The organism is Laedolimicola sp., from assembly GCF_051972735.1.
Taxonomy (GTDB): domain Bacteria; phylum Bacillota; class Clostridia; order Lachnospirales; family Lachnospiraceae; genus Laedolimicola; species Laedolimicola intestinihominis.
The window spans coordinates 1-14,427 of sequence record NZ_JBOKYU010000032.1; the positions used below are offsets into that span (position 1 = coordinate 1).

General features: G+C 54.6%; 16 protein-coding genes. All 16 read left to right on the plus strand.

Translation table 11 applies throughout. From position 1 onward, the window contains the following. Positions 1 to 117: 117 nt before the first annotated feature. Positions 118 to 567 carry a prepilin-type N-terminal cleavage/methylation domain-containing protein gene (locus ACTRC3_RS08365; RefSeq protein ID WP_440322748.1) on the plus strand — a complete coding sequence of 150 codons (450 nt, stop codon included), beginning with the start codon at positions 118 to 120 and terminating at the stop codon, positions 565 to 567. A 43-nt stretch (positions 568 to 610) separates the two neighbouring features. Then, positions 611 to 1,075 carry a hypothetical protein gene (locus tag ACTRC3_RS08370; protein ID WP_440322749.1) on the plus strand — a complete coding sequence of 155 codons (465 nt, stop codon included), beginning with the start codon at positions 611 to 613 and terminating at the stop codon, positions 1,073 to 1,075. A gap of 89 nt (positions 1,076 to 1,164) precedes the next feature. Beyond that, the gene (locus ACTRC3_RS08375; protein ID WP_440322750.1) at positions 1,165 to 1,953 is read left to right on the plus strand and encodes a prepilin peptidase; all 789 of its coding nucleotides are present in this window, start codon (positions 1,165 to 1,167) and stop codon (positions 1,951 to 1,953) included. Positions 1,954 to 2,031: 78 nt separating this feature from the next. Continuing rightward, positions 2,032 to 3,225 carry a type II secretion system F family protein gene (locus tag ACTRC3_RS08380; protein ID WP_440322751.1) on the plus strand — a complete coding sequence of 398 codons (1,194 nt, stop codon included), beginning with the start codon at positions 2,032 to 2,034 and terminating at the stop codon, positions 3,223 to 3,225. A gap of 49 nt (positions 3,226 to 3,274) precedes the next feature. Further along, on the plus strand, positions 3,275 to 4,696 hold the full coding sequence (locus ACTRC3_RS08385) for a hypothetical protein (RefSeq protein ID WP_440322752.1): 1,422 nt from the start codon (positions 3,275 to 3,277) through the stop codon (positions 4,694 to 4,696). Beyond that, positions 4,697 to 5,434, plus strand: a complete 738-nt coding sequence (locus ACTRC3_RS08390) for a hypothetical protein (RefSeq protein ID WP_440322753.1) — start codon at positions 4,697 to 4,699, stop codon at positions 5,432 to 5,434. Then, complete coding sequence (locus tag ACTRC3_RS08395; protein WP_440322754.1) at positions 5,431 to 7,110, plus strand: GspE/PulE family protein; 1,680 nt, start codon at positions 5,431 to 5,433, stop codon at positions 7,108 to 7,110. Before ACTRC3_RS08390 ends, ACTRC3_RS08395 begins: the two co-directional genes overlap by 4 nt. 1 nt (position 7,111) lies before the next feature. Continuing rightward, a complete protein-coding gene (locus ACTRC3_RS08400) occupies positions 7,112 to 8,161 on the plus strand; it encodes a type IV pilus twitching motility protein PilT (protein ID WP_440322755.1) in 1,050 nt (349 codons plus the stop codon). Between the two features lie 120 nt (positions 8,162 to 8,281). Further along, the gene (pyrE, locus tag ACTRC3_RS08405; protein ID WP_349163262.1) at positions 8,282 to 8,962 is read left to right on the plus strand and encodes an orotate phosphoribosyltransferase; all 681 of its coding nucleotides are present in this window, start codon (positions 8,282 to 8,284) and stop codon (positions 8,960 to 8,962) included. Between the two features lie 12 nt (positions 8,963 to 8,974). Then, complete coding sequence (locus tag ACTRC3_RS08410) at positions 8,975 to 9,127, plus strand: hypothetical protein (protein ID WP_440322756.1); 153 nt, start codon at positions 8,975 to 8,977, stop codon at positions 9,125 to 9,127. Positions 9,128 to 9,144: 17 nt separating this feature from the next. Continuing rightward, positions 9,145 to 9,621, plus strand: a complete 477-nt coding sequence (locus ACTRC3_RS08415; RefSeq protein ID WP_178038426.1) for a VanZ family protein — start codon at positions 9,145 to 9,147, stop codon at positions 9,619 to 9,621. Further along, positions 9,602 to 9,913, plus strand: a complete 312-nt coding sequence (locus tag ACTRC3_RS08420; protein WP_349163263.1) for a DUF6142 family protein — start codon at positions 9,602 to 9,604, stop codon at positions 9,911 to 9,913. The genes ACTRC3_RS08415 and ACTRC3_RS08420 overlap by 20 nt, the downstream gene beginning before the upstream one ends. 11 nt (positions 9,914 to 9,924) lie before the next feature. Continuing rightward, the gene (locus tag ACTRC3_RS08425; protein WP_440322757.1) at positions 9,925 to 11,976 is read left to right on the plus strand and encodes an aminopeptidase; all 2,052 of its coding nucleotides are present in this window, start codon (positions 9,925 to 9,927) and stop codon (positions 11,974 to 11,976) included. Positions 11,977 to 12,180: 204 nt separating this feature from the next. Further along, entirely contained in the window at positions 12,181 to 12,681 is a 501-nt protein-coding gene (purE, locus tag ACTRC3_RS08430; RefSeq protein ID WP_440322758.1) for a 5-(carboxyamino)imidazole ribonucleotide mutase, read from the plus strand. A gap of 130 nt (positions 12,682 to 12,811) precedes the next feature. Next, on the plus strand, positions 12,812 to 13,837 hold the full coding sequence (gene purM, locus ACTRC3_RS08435; protein WP_440322759.1) for a phosphoribosylformylglycinamidine cyclo-ligase: 1,026 nt from the start codon (positions 12,812 to 12,814) through the stop codon (positions 13,835 to 13,837). Next, positions 13,831 to 14,424, plus strand: coding sequence for a phosphoribosylglycinamide formyltransferase (gene purN, locus ACTRC3_RS08440; RefSeq protein WP_440322760.1), 594 nt, complete (start codon positions 13,831 to 13,833; stop codon positions 14,422 to 14,424). Before purM ends, purN begins: the two co-directional genes overlap by 7 nt. Positions 14,425 to 14,427: the final 3 nt, after the last annotated feature.

Consider the following 14,427-nt stretch of genomic DNA (forward strand, 5'->3'; position numbering starts at 1 on the left):
GGTGTGACGGCAACGACTGTAATGGATAACACGCCGTAAGGCCGTACAAACAAGATATAGACGCCTGCCCGGGCGCTTATATAGAAAATATCTGTAAAGAAAAAGGAGAAAAGAGAAATGTTTAAGAAACTCAAAGAGAACAAAAAAGGCTTTACACTGGTAGAGCTGATCGTTGTACTGGTAATTCTGGCTATCCTGGCAGCACTGCTGGTACCGGCACTGACTGGGTATATTGACAGAGCGAAGAAGAAATCCGTTATTGCTGAGACACGTCAGGCTGTAATGGCTGCACAGACACTGGTAGATGAGGCTTATACAAAGGTGGATGTTGGAGTTGCTATTACGGTAGGCAAAGATACAGGTACTGTAAAGTATTCTGAGATTAAAGATTTAGCAGAAGTTAAGGGTGAGATTACAGAGGTAACTCTGGACGCTGCTGCAGATTCAAAAACACCGAATAAAGTAACAAAACTGGTTTATAAGAACTCTACATATACTTGTACATATGAGCCGGCTGGCACTAATAATAGCGATGGCGATTATAATGTAGCAAAAGTTACTAACTAAAAACTAGAATTTGATATTTTTATAAAAGAAAGGACCGTACCCCATGCCCACCCAGCACCCCGCCTCTGCACAACAGAATAAGGAAAAGCAACACCGCTGGCTCCGGCAGACCCTTACGGTCCTTTGTCTCGTACTTCTGGTGGTGGTCCTCTTAGCGCCCGGTGCGCTGGAGCTTCTGTACCGGGCGGATGCCCGGACAGCGCTCCGGAACGCCCGGTCTGTAAGGATGGCGCTGGATGTGACCTCCACCGGGCAGTACGGCGGCAGCGCTCCCTTTGCGGATGCGGCAAAGCAGGGCGGCGTGGCCGAGGGCGTCTATGAGGACGTCCTTTTCTTAAGCAAGGCGCCGGGAGAATTCTGGATTCTTCAGACCGACGAGAGTGGTTACCGGGTGCAGAAATTTATCTATCAGGAGAACGAGTATACGGTCTGGTATGACCGGAGCACCCATGTATACACCGTATACCATGACCGGCTGATGATCGGGGACGAGGATACCGATCCGTAAAAGTGCGGAAGCGTACAGAACGAATTTTGATACAGCTATGAAAAGCAGGGCAGGACAAAAGTCCTGCGGGAAAAAGTAACACATTTGATATGACAGAATTAGTAATTTTAGAAGGAATTCTCTGGCTGATAAGGTTCCTCTTCGGAGCCTGCATCTTCAGCTTTTTAGGAGTGGTGGCCGATCGGCTTCCCCGAGGTGAGGGAATCGTGAAGGGGCGGAGCCACTGTACAGCCTGCGGGCGGGTATTGACCGCGGCAGAGCTGATTCCCTGCGTAAGCTTTCTGGCTTTACGCGGACGCTGCAAGGGCTGCGGCACGCCGATCCCGAAACGGGCGTTCCTTGGCGAGCTGGCCGGAGGAGCGGCATGGATCCTGTGCGCGTGGCGCTATGGAGTTGGACACACCGGGCTGATTTCCCTGGAGGGCGCGGTGGTTTTTTGTTATCTTGGAATATTACTGGTGGTGGCCCTGATAGACTGGGACACCCAGATCATCTATAATCGATTTCACATGATCATAGCCATCCTGGCGGCGGCGCAGATCTTTCTGGTTCCGGAGCACGGAATCGGGGATCGTCTGATCGGCGCGCTGATTGTGTCGGTTCCCATGCTGGTGCTGGCGCTGATCGTGCCGGGAGCCTTCGGCGGCGGCGACATCAAGCTTATGGCGGCGTCCGGGCTTTTTCTCGGCATGGACGCCATTGTCTGTGCCATGTTTTTCGGCCTGCTTTCCGGCGGCGGTTACGCGGCCTTTATGCTGGCCACAAAACGGCTGAAAAAGAGCGACCAGTTCGCTTTCGGGCCTTTTCTGGCCTTTGGCCTGGCGGTGGCAGCCCTCTGGGGCGACCAGATCGCAGCCTGGTATCTGAGCGCACTGTAGAAGCGACAGTGAAATGGTTTACATAATATAGAATACATAGGAGAAGCTTTACTTCATTTACATAAAGGAGAACAACAGATGGCCCGTTTTCAATATGTCGCGAAGGACATGAAGGGAAAAATAAAAAAAGGAACGGTCGAGGCAGCCAGCGAAAAAACACTGACCGCGGATCTGCTGGGGGACGGCCTGTATCTGGTGGAGGCGAAGAACCTGACGGAAGCCCGGGGTCATAAAAGACTTAAGCCTAAGCAGCTGGCGTCTTTCTGCCGAGAGCTGTCCACGCTTCTGGCTTCCGGCGTCAGCCTGGTGCGGGCGCTGGATATCATTTCCGGGCAGGAGGGTATCCCGGCGGCGGAGCGTGAGGTCTACGACGCGGTGTTGACGGATCTTCGAAAAGGAGTCAGCCTGTCCGAGGCCATGGAGAACCGGCAGGCCTTTCCGGAGCTGATGGTGGGTATGATCCGCTCCGGCGAGGGCAGCGGTAACCTGGATCAGGTGACCGGACGTCTGGCCATCCAGTATGAAAAAGAGCATAAGCTGAATCAGCAGGTGAAATCCGCCATGACCTATCCGGCGGTGCTGCTGGTCTTAAGCGTGGCGGTGGTCATCCTGATTGTGACCTTTATCCTGCCCCAGTTCCAGAGTCTTTTTGACGAGATGGACAGCCTGCCCTGGATTACGAATATGCTGATTGCCATATCGGATTTTCTGGTACAGAGGTGGTATGTGGCGCTGCTTGCCGTATTGATTTTCGTGGCGCTGGTGCGGCTGATTATGGGAATTCCGGCGGTGCGCAGGGGCGTGGACTACGCGAAGGTCCATGTGTGGGGCTTCGGAAGGCTGTATCAGGTCATTTACACAGCCCGGTTCGCGCGGACCTTAAGTAGCCTCTATTCCAGCGGTATGCCCCTGGCCCAGGCCATCGGCATCGCAGGCGAGACCGTAGGCAACCTGTATGTACAGGAGCAGTTTGATATGGTGGTGACCCAGGTGCGAAGCGGCGTGGCCCTGTCCCGGGCCCTTCATGAGGTGGACGGCCTGCTTCTGAAGCTCTCCAGTACCATTCTGGTGGGCGAGGAGAGCGGTCGGCTGGACGTGATGCTGGATTCCGTCGCGGCCACTCTGGAGGATGACGCGGAGCAGGCTACGAAGCGGATGGTGACGCTCCTGGAGCCGATTCTGATTATTTTCATGGCTCTGGTGGTAGGTATGATTATGATTGGCGTGATGCTGCCGATTTACCAGTCCTACGCAGCCATCGAAAACGCGTAAGGAAGAATGAAAACAAAGGATATGGAAATAATTTACAAGGAGAACGATCATGAGTGACGCGGTCATTGTACTGAGAGAAGAATGCATCCTTGCGGCGGAGGGGAAAGCCGGACGCATGCCGAAGCTCACAAAAGCGCGCCGGATTCCGGTGGAAGGCTTCGGCAATACGATGGAGCAGTGGAAAAAGGCTCTGGAAACCTGTCTGGAGAGCCTGCATGCGGATCATGTGAAGCTGGTGCTTCCGGCTTCCTACTCTTCCGCGCGGATTACCCAGGTTCCCTACGCCACAGGAAAGCAGCTTGGGAAGATAGCGAAAAATGTCATGCAGGAAAATGAGAGCGAGGGCGTCGCTGACTATTCGATGGTGCAGGGGGATAAGAAGCAGGGCTTAAGCCTGTGCTGCGGCAGCACCTCGGAGAAGTTCTTAAGCGATCTCACAGCCATTACCCGGGAGCTGGGAATCCCGGTGGACGCGGTGTCTGTGCCGCTGGAGGGCTACTTAAGGCTCATGTCCCAGCTGAAGGAGTGCCGGAACCGCACAGCCATCTATCTGATCTTTGAGGACAGCAGTGTGACCAGCCTGCTCTATCGGGACGGCGTCTACCAGTATTCCACCAGAAGCCGGATTTTCAGTGAGCGGGGAACCCTGGATTTCGGTACGGAGATCGTCCGGAATATCTCCGGTATCCGGCAGTTCTACGCCACCATGAATGCCGATACGCCCATTACGGATGTTTACTATACAGGCTGCGCGCCGGATGATTTCGAGGCGAGTCTGGACGGCATCCGTGCCATGAACCTGGAGGTCCGCCCGCTGGAGGTAAATCTTCCCTTCGACGCCCCCGGAAATCCGGGAGACTGGCTGGCTTGTATAGGAGCCATGATTACCGATAAGAAGAATATCAATCTGTATGACCGCTGGCTTGCGGATCAGAAGAAGGACGGGGTCGGAAAAGTCCATTTCGGAAAAGAACTGGTTCCCCCGGCAGTGACATTGGCGGTCTGCCTGGTGCTGTTTGCGGGCGTGGCGGTCTGGAATGGGGCCACATCAGCCAGAATCCGGAAAATGGATCGCTGGATGCAGGACTCTGCGGTGCAGGAACAGTACCGGCAGGCTGAGGAGCGGAAAAATTACAGCGCTTCCTTAAGTCAGTCCATTGCCCAGGTGAACCGGATGGAAGATAATCTGGCCACCTATCCGGATCTGACGGAAGGCGTGATCCGGGAGATCGAGGACGTCAGTGGCCGGGATATGGACGTGAAGATTCAGGGACTGGACATGGAGACAGGCACTCTGACCTTCAACGCGGTCAGCCGTCAGGTCATTGACATCCCGGGCTATGTGAGCCGTCTTACGACCACGGGTCTGTTTGAAGAAGTAAATTATACCGGTTATTCCTACGGGGATAACGAATATACATTGTCGCTGTCCTGCGTTCTCGCGGCAGCCGATGCCGGGGAGGTGCAGTAAATGAAGCTGGATACGGAATTAAAGCCGGGCGATATCGTTCTGTTAAAGGGACTGGGCTGCGTCCTGATTGTGGTGCTTTTCATGCAGCTTCTGATTTTCCCGGGACTGAATAAGCACGAGGATCTGAGCGCTTCCCTGGAGGCGAAGACAGCGCAGAAGCAGGAGATGGAGGACACTATTGCAAATATGCCTGCGGTGGAGGAAACCATCGCAAAGCAGGAGGAGACACTGAAAGCGGCGCAGGATCAGTACTATGGCCTGCTGGAAAATCAGGAGATCGATGAGCTGGTGACCGGCGTGGTGCTGAACCATAGTCTGTTCCCGGTGTCCTTAAGTATTGCGGAGACCGGGGACGCGGTGCCGGACGCTTATTTCCTGTCGGCTCTGGCGGTGGCTGCGGATACTGCAGAGAACTCCGATCCGGACACAGCCACAGCGGAGCTGGACGGTGGGGAGGACAGCGGGGACAGTGCGGACACAGTGACGCCGGTGTACGCACAGTACGTACACATCACCGACGTGAGCCTGACCGTGCGGGGAAGCGAGGATATGATTCGCAGCTTCTTAAATGATATTGCGGTGGATTATCCGGGACTTCAGGTGCGTTCCTTCACCATGCAGGAGGGCACTTATCTGAATGAAAATCTGGATTCGGTGGATACGACCACCTGTAGCTGCGTCATCGCGGTATATACCTGCGGCGACGCGTCCAGTACAGGAGAGGAGACGGCACAGTGAATACAAACTTACGAATCGGAGACGTCTTAAAGGAAAAAGGATATGTAACGGATGAGCAGATGAACCAGGCCCTGGCCTATCAGAAGGAGCACCGGGACATGCGCGTGGGTCAGATTCTGCGTGAACTGGGCTTCGTGACGGAGGAGCAGGTGCTGGACGCCCTGGCCAGCAGGCTGCAGCTGCGCATCGTGGATGTGGCCCAGCTGCCGGTGGATGTGAAGGCCGTAGCCATGGTAAGCAGAGAGCTTGCGGAAAAGAATCTCCTGCTTCCTATCAGTGTCCAGGAGCATCATATGGTGCTGGCGGTTAATGATCCGCTGAACTATTTCGCTCTGGAGGAGGTCCGGCAGCAGACCGGCTGCCAGCTGGAGATCTGCCTCTCAGAGGAGGAACCCTTAAGAAAAGCGATTTCCTATTATTTCGCGGAGGTCAGCGCCCGTCAGGCGGCCAGCCAGGCCAACGTGGGCTTTACCACCACGGCGGCGGACGATCTGGAAATCGAGGACCTGGAGAACAGCGCCGATGAAGCGCCGATTATCCGCCTCTTAAACAGCCTTCTGGAGCGTGCCATTAAGACAGGCGCCAGCGATATCCATATCGAGCCCTTTGAAAATGAGACCCGGGTGCGCATGCGTATTGACGGCGTCATTATGGAATATGTGACCATTCACCGGAACATCCACGCGCCTCTTATCGCCCGTATCAAGATTCTGGCGAATCTGGATATCGCTGAGAAGCGTGTTCCCCAGGACGGCCATTTCCGGGTAAAGCTGGATGAGGGCAATATCAACATCCGTGTGTCCGTGCTGCCCACAGTCTTCGGCGAGAAAGCGGTGCTGCGTATTCTGGCTTCGGCGGCCCATCTGGATCACGCCGATCATTTCGGTATGGATGATTTCAGCTACAACCAGTTCGCACCCATGCTGAATTACCCCAACGGTATCATTTACATTACCGGCCCCACCGGAAGCGGTAAGTCCACTACACTGTATATGGTGCTGGATTACCTGTCCGGCCGGAAGGTGAATATATCCACCATCGAGGATCCGGTGGAGAAAAATATCCCCGGCATCAATCAGACCCAGGTCAATGTGACCGCGGGTATGACCTTCGATGTGGGTCTGCGCGCCCTGATGCGCCAGGACCCGGATATTATCATGGTGGGCGAGACCCGTGACGGCGAGACTGCCGGCACTTCGGTCCGGGCGGCCATCACCGGTCATATGGTGCTTTCCACCCTGCATACCAACGACGCGGTGTCCAGTATCGTGCGACTGCAGGATATGGGCGTGGAGACCTATCTTGTGGCCAATTCCCTGGTGGGACTGGTGGCCCAGCGACTGCTTCGGAAGGTCTGCCCAAGCTGCGCCAGGGAGATGGAGACCACCGAGCAGGAGCGCTTATTTCTGGGCCGGGATGTGAAGAAGATTCACCGGGGCATGGGCTGCTCCCACTGCAATCATACAGGCTACAGCGGACGAATCGCAGTTCATGAAATTCTTCCGGTTAACAATGAGATTCGGCGGATGATCGTGGATCACGAGACCATCGAGGAGATCACGAAATATGCTGTCGAGCATCAGCATATGCGGACCCTGAAGGAGAGCGGTCTCATTCTGGTGAAGGAGGGCGTGACCACGCCGGAGGAGCTGATGAAAATCAGCTATGGAGAGTAAGATGACAGATATCTGTGAGATTATCCGGGACGCCCGGAAAAAAGGCGCGTCCGACATTCATATTTCCGAGGCAATGCCCCTGTGGTACCGGGTAAATGGACGGCTTCGGGAGGCAGAGCTGCAGCCCTCGCCGGAGGAGGTGCGTTCCCTTCTGCTTTCGCTCTTAAGCGAGCGGCACAGGGCAGCCTTTGAGGCGGGCGAGGATGCGGACTTTTCCCTGGAGACCCCGGAAGGAGAGCGGCAGCGTGTGAATGTGTTCCGGCAGCAGAAAAAGCTGGCAGCCACCATACGACTGCTGAATGGGCGGATTCCCTCCTTGGAGGATCTTAAGATGCCCACCATCCTTTATGAGATGGCCAAACAGCCCAGAGGCCTGATTCTGGTCACCGGCCCCACCGGCAGCGGTAAATCCACCACCCTGGCGGCCATGATCGAGTATCTGAACCGGAATCTGGATCGACATGTGATTACCATCGAGGATCCCATCGAGTACCGGTATGAGAGTAAGCGCTCCCTGATTCACCAGCGGGAGGTGGGCGAGGATGTAGGAAGCTTCGCGTCAGCCCTTCGAAGCGCGCTCCGTGAAGACCCGGATGTGATTCTGGTGGGCGAGATGCGTGACTACGAGACCATTTCCGCAGCGCTTCTGGCCGCGGAGACCGGTCATCTGGTGCTGTCCACCCTGCATACCACCGGCGCGGCCCAGACCGTGGAGCGTATCATCGACGCCTGCCCGGCGGAGGGCCAGAACCAGGTACGTATCCAGCTGGCAGGCACCTTGAAGGGAATCGTCAGCCAGTGCCTGATTCCCTGTGGCGGAGGCGTAACCCGTATCGCCGCCACAGAGCTTCTTGTAAGCACCGACAGCATCCTGAACCTGATCCGCGAGGGCAAGACCCATCAGATCCCGTCCATGATGCAGGTAGGCGCCGATAACGGCATGCACACCCTGAACATGGACCTGGGCCGCCTGGTCCGGGAAGGCTATATCACCCGGGAGGACGCGCTGAGCTATACAAATAACAAGGCGGAGATCGCCCAGTATCTCTAAAAGCATCAGGAAAATGCTTTCCGGTATCCGGAGAGCATTTTTTAAATGCCGGATTGCGAAGCGGCAGGCTTTGTGCTAAGATAAAAGAAATATGGCTATTATTAGGAGGGTTAAGATAAAATGGAACAGTATAAGCAGGAATTTATTGAATTTATGGTAGAGTCGGACGTGCTGAAGTTCGGCGAGTTTACGTTGAAGAGCGGCAGAAAGTCCCCGTTTTTTATGAACGCGGGCGCTTATGTGACCGGCTCCCAGTTAAAACGGCTGGGCCAGTATTACGCGAAGGCCATCCATGACAAGTACGGCGACGACTTCGACGTGCTGTTCGGACCGGCCTATAAGGGTATTCCCTTAAGCGTGGTTACCGCCATTGCCTACAGCGATCTGTACGGCAAAGAGGTCCGCTACTGCTCAGACCGGAAGGAAGAGAAGGATCACGGCGCGGACAAGGGAAGCTTTCTGGGAAGTAAGCTGAAGGACGGCGACCGTGTCGTTATGATCGAGGACGTAACTACCTCAGGCAAATCCATGGAGGAAACTGTACCGAAGGTAAAGGGCGCGGCTGATGTGGAGATCGTGGGTCTGATGGTATCCCTGGACCGCATGGAGGTCGGCAAGGGCGGTGTGAAATGCGCTCTGGACGAGGTAAAGGATCTGTACGGCTTTGAGACCAACGCCATCGTTACCATGGCGGACGTGGTAGAGCACCTCTACAACCGTCCCTGCCAGGGCAGAGTTCTCATTGATGACACGTGTAAGGCGGCAATCGACGCATATTATGAACAGTACGGCGCAAAATAAGGAGGCAATTGCATGAACGAAAAAGCATATAAGACCATGACCCAGACCGGCGCAGGCTCTATTACCGTCGGCATTATCATGCTGGTAACCGGTATCGTAACAGGAATCCTCTGCATCGTCAACGGCGCAAGACTTCTGAAGAATAAGTCAGATCTCATGTTTTAGGACGGATACGGGGCAGAATGAAAAAGAGAGATTCCAGAGACAGACTGAGGCAGGGAGGGCGCGTACTGCTGCTGATTTATCTGGCGTGCGTCGTCTATTTTATGTTTTTTTCAGAGGCCTATGGAAGAACCGATGTCAGTCCGGATTACCGATATAATCTGGTGCTGTTTCGGGAGATCCGGCGTTTCTGGCAGCACCGGGACATCCTGGGGACGTCCGCGATGCTGATCAATATTGTGGGAAATGTAGCCATGGTGATTCCTTTCGGATTCGCCGTGCCGCTGCTTTTTCCGTCTGCGCGGAGAATGGAGCGCACCATCATCCTGGCGTTTCTGGCAAGCCTTCTGGCAGAAACCTTCCAGTTAATCCTGCGGGTAGGCTGCTTCGACGTGGATGATCTGTTGCTGAATACCATGGGGGGAGCCATCGGCTACCTGTTGTTTGCATGGTTCTGGCATATATGGAGAAAGAGAAATGGTGAGAAGAAGTTATAAATTTACCGATAAAAAGCATACAAAACAGGGTCTTCTTTCGGTGGCCTGCGGAGGGACAGCGCTGATTCTGACGGCAGCGTCCCTGTCGCTTGCCTATCAGAGGTCAGGTCAGGCCGGAAGCATCGTGGGTCTCTTAGGAGTATTTGCCATGCTGGCCAGCGTCGTCGGGTTCGTACTGGCGCTTCGGGGCTTTCAGGAAGAGGACGTCTATGTGATCTCTTCCCAGATCGGCGTGGTTGTGGACGGACTTCTGTTTATTCTGTGGGCGATGGTATGCGTGATAGGAATGTAGGAGGAGTATAGATGGCAATGGAAGAAATCAGAGAACGCTATGAGCTTGCGATGGAGCGGATACGGGCAATGAAGCAGGAAAAGACCGTGTCGGCTCCATTTTACGCATATTTTCAGAAAATGGCGGATTTTATATTGGAAATGGACGTGTACCGGGCGAGTGTGGAGAAGGGAGAGCCGGAACGGCTGAGCCTGGCTGAGCTGCAGGAGCAGAACCGGCGGCTGTACGGCGACGTGGCAGGCGGGGCTTACAGGGAAAGCTATGCCAATCCGACGGGAGCAGTGGAAAAGCTTGGCGAGGGTTACGGACAGCTTCTTAGCTTTGTATACACGGAGCTGCGTGGCATGATCATCTGGGCGGTGGAAGGCCGTCTGACCGATATGACGGTCACCGCCGAGCTTTTTATCGAGCTGTACAACGCCTTTGAGGAAGATACGCCGTCCGTGGAGAATCTGAAAGAAATCCTCTACTGGCATATGAGTGATTACTGCGACGTATTTATCCCGGATCGGATTCGGGAGCAGCTGGATCCGTCTCTGGATTTCGCGGCGAAGCTTATCCGCGGGGCAGATCTCAGTGATCCGCGTTATCTGTACCGTTTCGGCGAGTACATTACGGAAAATGAGCTGGGCGTCAGCCGCTTTCTGGCCGGACTGTCCCAGAGCGAGATCGATGCCATGGCGTCCACCTTTACCGAAGGCTATCGGATGGGCTTCGTGGCGGCAGGTATTGATCTGAGTAAAAAGAAGACGGTTAATATCCGATATGCCCTGGGCTTTGAGCGGGTGGTGAAGGCGGCCATCGGTCAGTTTGAGGCTATGGGTCTTGAAAGTATCATTTACCGGGAAGCCCGTCACAGTATCAACCGGCGTCCCCAGGGAAGCCCGGGCTATGTAAGCTCTAAGCCGTCCAAGCAGTATGAATTTGATCACCGGGAGGACATGGCCCTTTATCTGGATAAGAAGCTGAACGAGCGGCGTTTAAGTGTGCTGCACAGCGCCTACGAGGAGTATAAGGATCTAGCGGCAGTCCATGCGGGGCCTGCAGTCATGGAGATCTTCGGCGAGCATCCGTTTATGCCCGAGAGCTGTCCGGCGGCCCTGCATCTGGACGCAAAGCAGCAGGAGATCATGGTGACGTACAACAGCGAGGCAGGCCAGCTGGTGAACTGCTACATCCCCGGCGACCAGCGCAGCTTTACAATTATTGCCTGGCCCATTCCGGAGATTGGCAATAATTACGAAGAGATTTTCCGGGAAATTGTAAAGATCAACAACCTGGATTATCACCTGTATCAGGGCATCCAGCAGAAGCTCATCGACGCCCTGGACCAGGGCGAGTACGTCTATGTGAAGGGCGCGGGGGCGAACCGGACGGAGATGTATGTGCAGCTGTGGCAGCCGGAGAATCCGGCGAAGGAGGCCATCTTCGAGAACTGTGTGGCCGATGTGAATATCCCGGTGGGCGAGGTGTTTACCTCTCCGAAGCTGACCGGCACCCACGGTACGCTTCATGTGAGCCAGGTCTATCTGAATGAACTGAAATATATGGATTTGGAAATCCGTTTTGAAGATGGAAAAATCACGTCCTACAGCTGTAAGAACTTCGACGATGAAGCCGAAAATCAGAAGCTCCTGAAAGCGAATGTACTCTTTAACCATGAGACTCTGCCCCTGGGCGAATTTGCCATCGGCACCAACACCACAGCCTATATGGTGGCGAAGCGGTATGATATCGGCGCGAAGCTTCCGATTCTGATTGCGGAGAAGATGGGGCCCCATTTCGCAGTGGGCGACACCTGCTACTCCTGGTCCGAGGACAATCCGGTGTACAATCCCGACGGCAAGGAGATTATTGCCCGGGATAACGAGTGCTCCCTGCTTCGGAAGACCGATGTATCCAAAGCCTATTTCAACTGTCATACGGATATTACGATTCCCTATGACGAGCTGGATTGCATCCGGGTGGTAAGACCGGACGGAAGCAGAATTCCGCTGATTGAGAAGGGAAGGTTTGTGCTGCCGGGAACCGAAGAACTGAATAAGCCGTTTGACGGAATGTAGAAAAGAAATAAGCAGTTTCGAAATTTTGTATGTTTTAGGTGTTGACAGAGAGTGTGATACCCTGTAAACTGGATTTATAAGTAAAACAAAAAGAAAATTAGGTATTTATAAGAAAAACTAATTAATACTTATTGGAAACAAAGTACCGTTCAGCCGGAAAGTTATTTCCCGCTAGGAACAGAAGAACGAAGGAGGTTCGCAGTTATGGCTAAGGTAGGTATTGTGATGGGCAGCGATTCCGATATGCCGATCATGAAGAAGGCGGCGGATGTGCTGGAGCAGCTTGGCGTGGAGTTTGAGATGACCATTATCTCAGCGCACCGGGAGCCGGATGTATTTTTTGAGTATGCGAAGAGCGCGGAGGAGAAGGGCTTCAAGGTGATCATCGCGGGCGCGGGTATGGCAGCCCATCTTCCGGGCATGTGCGCGGCGATTTTCCCGATGCCGGTCATCGGTATTCCCATGCACACCACATCCCTGGGCGGCAGAGATTCCCTGTACTCCATCGTACAGATGCCTTCCGGCATCCCGGTAGCGACGGTGGCTATCAACGGCGGCGTGAACGCAGGCCTGCTGGCTGCGAAGATTCTGGCAACCTCTGATCCGGATCTGCTGGCACGTCTGAAGGCCTACTCCGAGGATCTGAAACAGCAGGTAGAGAAGAAGGATGCGCGGCTGAAAGAGGTAGGATATAAAAATTATTAGAACTGAAGGAAACACCATGGTCACTAAATTCATGCGGCGCGTGCCGCTTGCATTCATTAAGTGTCCAGGTGTAGATTCGCACTAGGCTCGAAAACACCTCGCCAAGTGCTCATACTAGGAGGATAATAAAATGGATTACAAGAACGCAGGCGTAGATATTGAAGCAGGTTACAAGTCTGTAGAACTGATGAAGGAGCATATCAAGCGGACCATGCGTCCCGAAGTGCTGACCGGTATCGGCGGCTTCTCCGGCGCATTTTCCATGGAAGCATTCAAAAATATGGAGCAGCCGACGCTGGTGTCCGGCACTGACGGCGTGGGAACCAAGCTGAAGCTGGCATTTCTTATGAACAAGCATGATACCGTCGGCATCGACTGCGTAGCTATGTGTGTCAACGATATCGCCTGCGCAGGCGGAGAGCCGCTGTTCTTCCTGGATTACATTGCCTGTGGCAAGAATGTTCCGGAGAAGATTGCGACCATCGTAAGCGGCGTGGCAGAGGGCTGCCGTCAGTCTAACGCAGCGCTCATCGGCGGCGAGACCGCTGAGATGCCGGGCTTCTATCCGGTGGACGAGTACGACCTGGCCGGCTTCGCGGTAGGCGTGGTAGATCAGAAGAACCTGATCACCGGCGCGGATATCAAGCCGGGCGACGTGCTGGTAGGTATGGCTTCCTCCGGCGTACACAGCAACGGCTTCTCCCTGGTGAGAAAGGTATTCACGATGAAGGAAGAGTACCTGAATACTTACTTTGAGAGCCTGGGCAGAACCCTGGGCGAGGCCCTCATCGAGCCGACCAAGATCTATGTGAAGGCTCTGCGCACCGTGAAAGAGGCCGGCGTGACCATCAAGGGCTGCAGCCACATCACAGGCGGCGGTTTCTACGAGAACGTACCGCGTATGCTGCCGGAGGGCGTGCGTGCCATGATCAAAAAGGACAGCTACGAGGTTCCGGCGATCTTCCACATGCTGCGTGAGGATGGCCGCATTGAGGAGCAGATGATGTACAATACCTTCAACATGGGTATCGGTATGGTGATGGCCGTAGATCCGGCTGACGTGGACAAGTGCGTAGCAGCAGTCCGTGAGTCCGGCGAGACTCCGTACATCCTGGGTGAAATCGCTGCGGGCGAAAAAGGAGTGGCCTTATGCTAAAGGTAGCAGTACTGGTATCCGGCGGCGGCACGAACCTGCAGGCCATTCTGGACGCCATAGATGAAGGAAAAATCCGTAATGCCAGGATCGTCTCCGTTATTAGCAATAATCCGAACGCCTACGCCCTGGAGAGGGCAAAAAAGCATGGCGTTCCGGCGGTCTGCATTACCAGAAAGGCATGCGGAAGCACGGAAGCATTTAACGCGGCGCTTCTGAAAGCTCTGCAGGACTGCGGCGCGGATCTGGTGGTTCTGGCAGGCTGTCTGGTGGTGATTCCGAAGGAAATCATCCGCGCTTACGAGGGACGTATCATTAACATTCATCCGTCCCTGATCCCGTCTTTCTGCGGCACCGGCTTCTATGGACTGAAGGTGCATGAGGAGGCCTTAAAGCGGGGGGTAAAGGTGACGGGAGCCACCGTACATATCGTAGACGAGGGAACCGACACAGGCCCCATCCTTTTACAGAAGGCCGTGGAGGTAAAAGAAGGAGATACACCGGAGATTCTGCAGCGGCGTGTCATGGAGGAGGCAGAGTGGATTCTGCTGCCGAAGGCCATTGATATGCTCGCCAATAAGGAGGCATAACCT

What these genes read in the sequence shown, in the direction of transcription:
- purM (WP_440322759.1), top strand. Translation starts at nt 12,812, where the DNA reads ATGGATTACAAGAACGCAGGCGTAGATATTGAAGCAGGTTACAAGTCT.
- ACTRC3_RS08375 (WP_440322750.1), top strand. Translation starts at nt 1,165, where the DNA reads ATGACAGAATTAGTAATTTTAGAAGGAATTCTCTGGCTGATAAGGTTC.
- pyrE (WP_349163262.1), top strand. Translation starts at nt 8,282, where the DNA reads ATGGAACAGTATAAGCAGGAATTTATTGAATTTATGGTAGAGTCGGAC.
- ACTRC3_RS08385 (WP_440322752.1), top strand. Translation starts at nt 3,275, where the DNA reads ATGAGTGACGCGGTCATTGTACTGAGAGAAGAATGCATCCTTGCGGCG.
- ACTRC3_RS08370 (WP_440322749.1), top strand. Translation starts at nt 611, where the DNA reads ATGCCCACCCAGCACCCCGCCTCTGCACAACAGAATAAGGAAAAGCAA.
- ACTRC3_RS08420 (WP_349163263.1), top strand. Translation starts at nt 9,602, where the DNA reads ATGGTGAGAAGAAGTTATAAATTTACCGATAAAAAGCATACAAAACAG.
- ACTRC3_RS08390 (WP_440322753.1), top strand. Translation starts at nt 4,697, where the DNA reads ATGAAGCTGGATACGGAATTAAAGCCGGGCGATATCGTTCTGTTAAAG.
- ACTRC3_RS08365 (WP_440322748.1), top strand. Translation starts at nt 118, where the DNA reads ATGTTTAAGAAACTCAAAGAGAACAAAAAAGGCTTTACACTGGTAGAG.
- ACTRC3_RS08400 (WP_440322755.1), top strand. Translation starts at nt 7,112, where the DNA reads ATGACAGATATCTGTGAGATTATCCGGGACGCCCGGAAAAAAGGCGCG.
- ACTRC3_RS08425 (WP_440322757.1), top strand. Translation starts at nt 9,925, where the DNA reads ATGGCAATGGAAGAAATCAGAGAACGCTATGAGCTTGCGATGGAGCGG.
- purE (WP_440322758.1), top strand. Translation starts at nt 12,181, where the DNA reads ATGGCTAAGGTAGGTATTGTGATGGGCAGCGATTCCGATATGCCGATC.
- purN (WP_440322760.1), top strand. Translation starts at nt 13,831, where the DNA reads ATGCTAAAGGTAGCAGTACTGGTATCCGGCGGCGGCACGAACCTGCAG.
- ACTRC3_RS08415 (WP_178038426.1), top strand. Translation starts at nt 9,145, where the DNA reads ATGAAAAAGAGAGATTCCAGAGACAGACTGAGGCAGGGAGGGCGCGTA.
- ACTRC3_RS08380 (WP_440322751.1), top strand. Translation starts at nt 2,032, where the DNA reads ATGGCCCGTTTTCAATATGTCGCGAAGGACATGAAGGGAAAAATAAAA.
- ACTRC3_RS08410 (WP_440322756.1), top strand. Translation starts at nt 8,975, where the DNA reads ATGAACGAAAAAGCATATAAGACCATGACCCAGACCGGCGCAGGCTCT.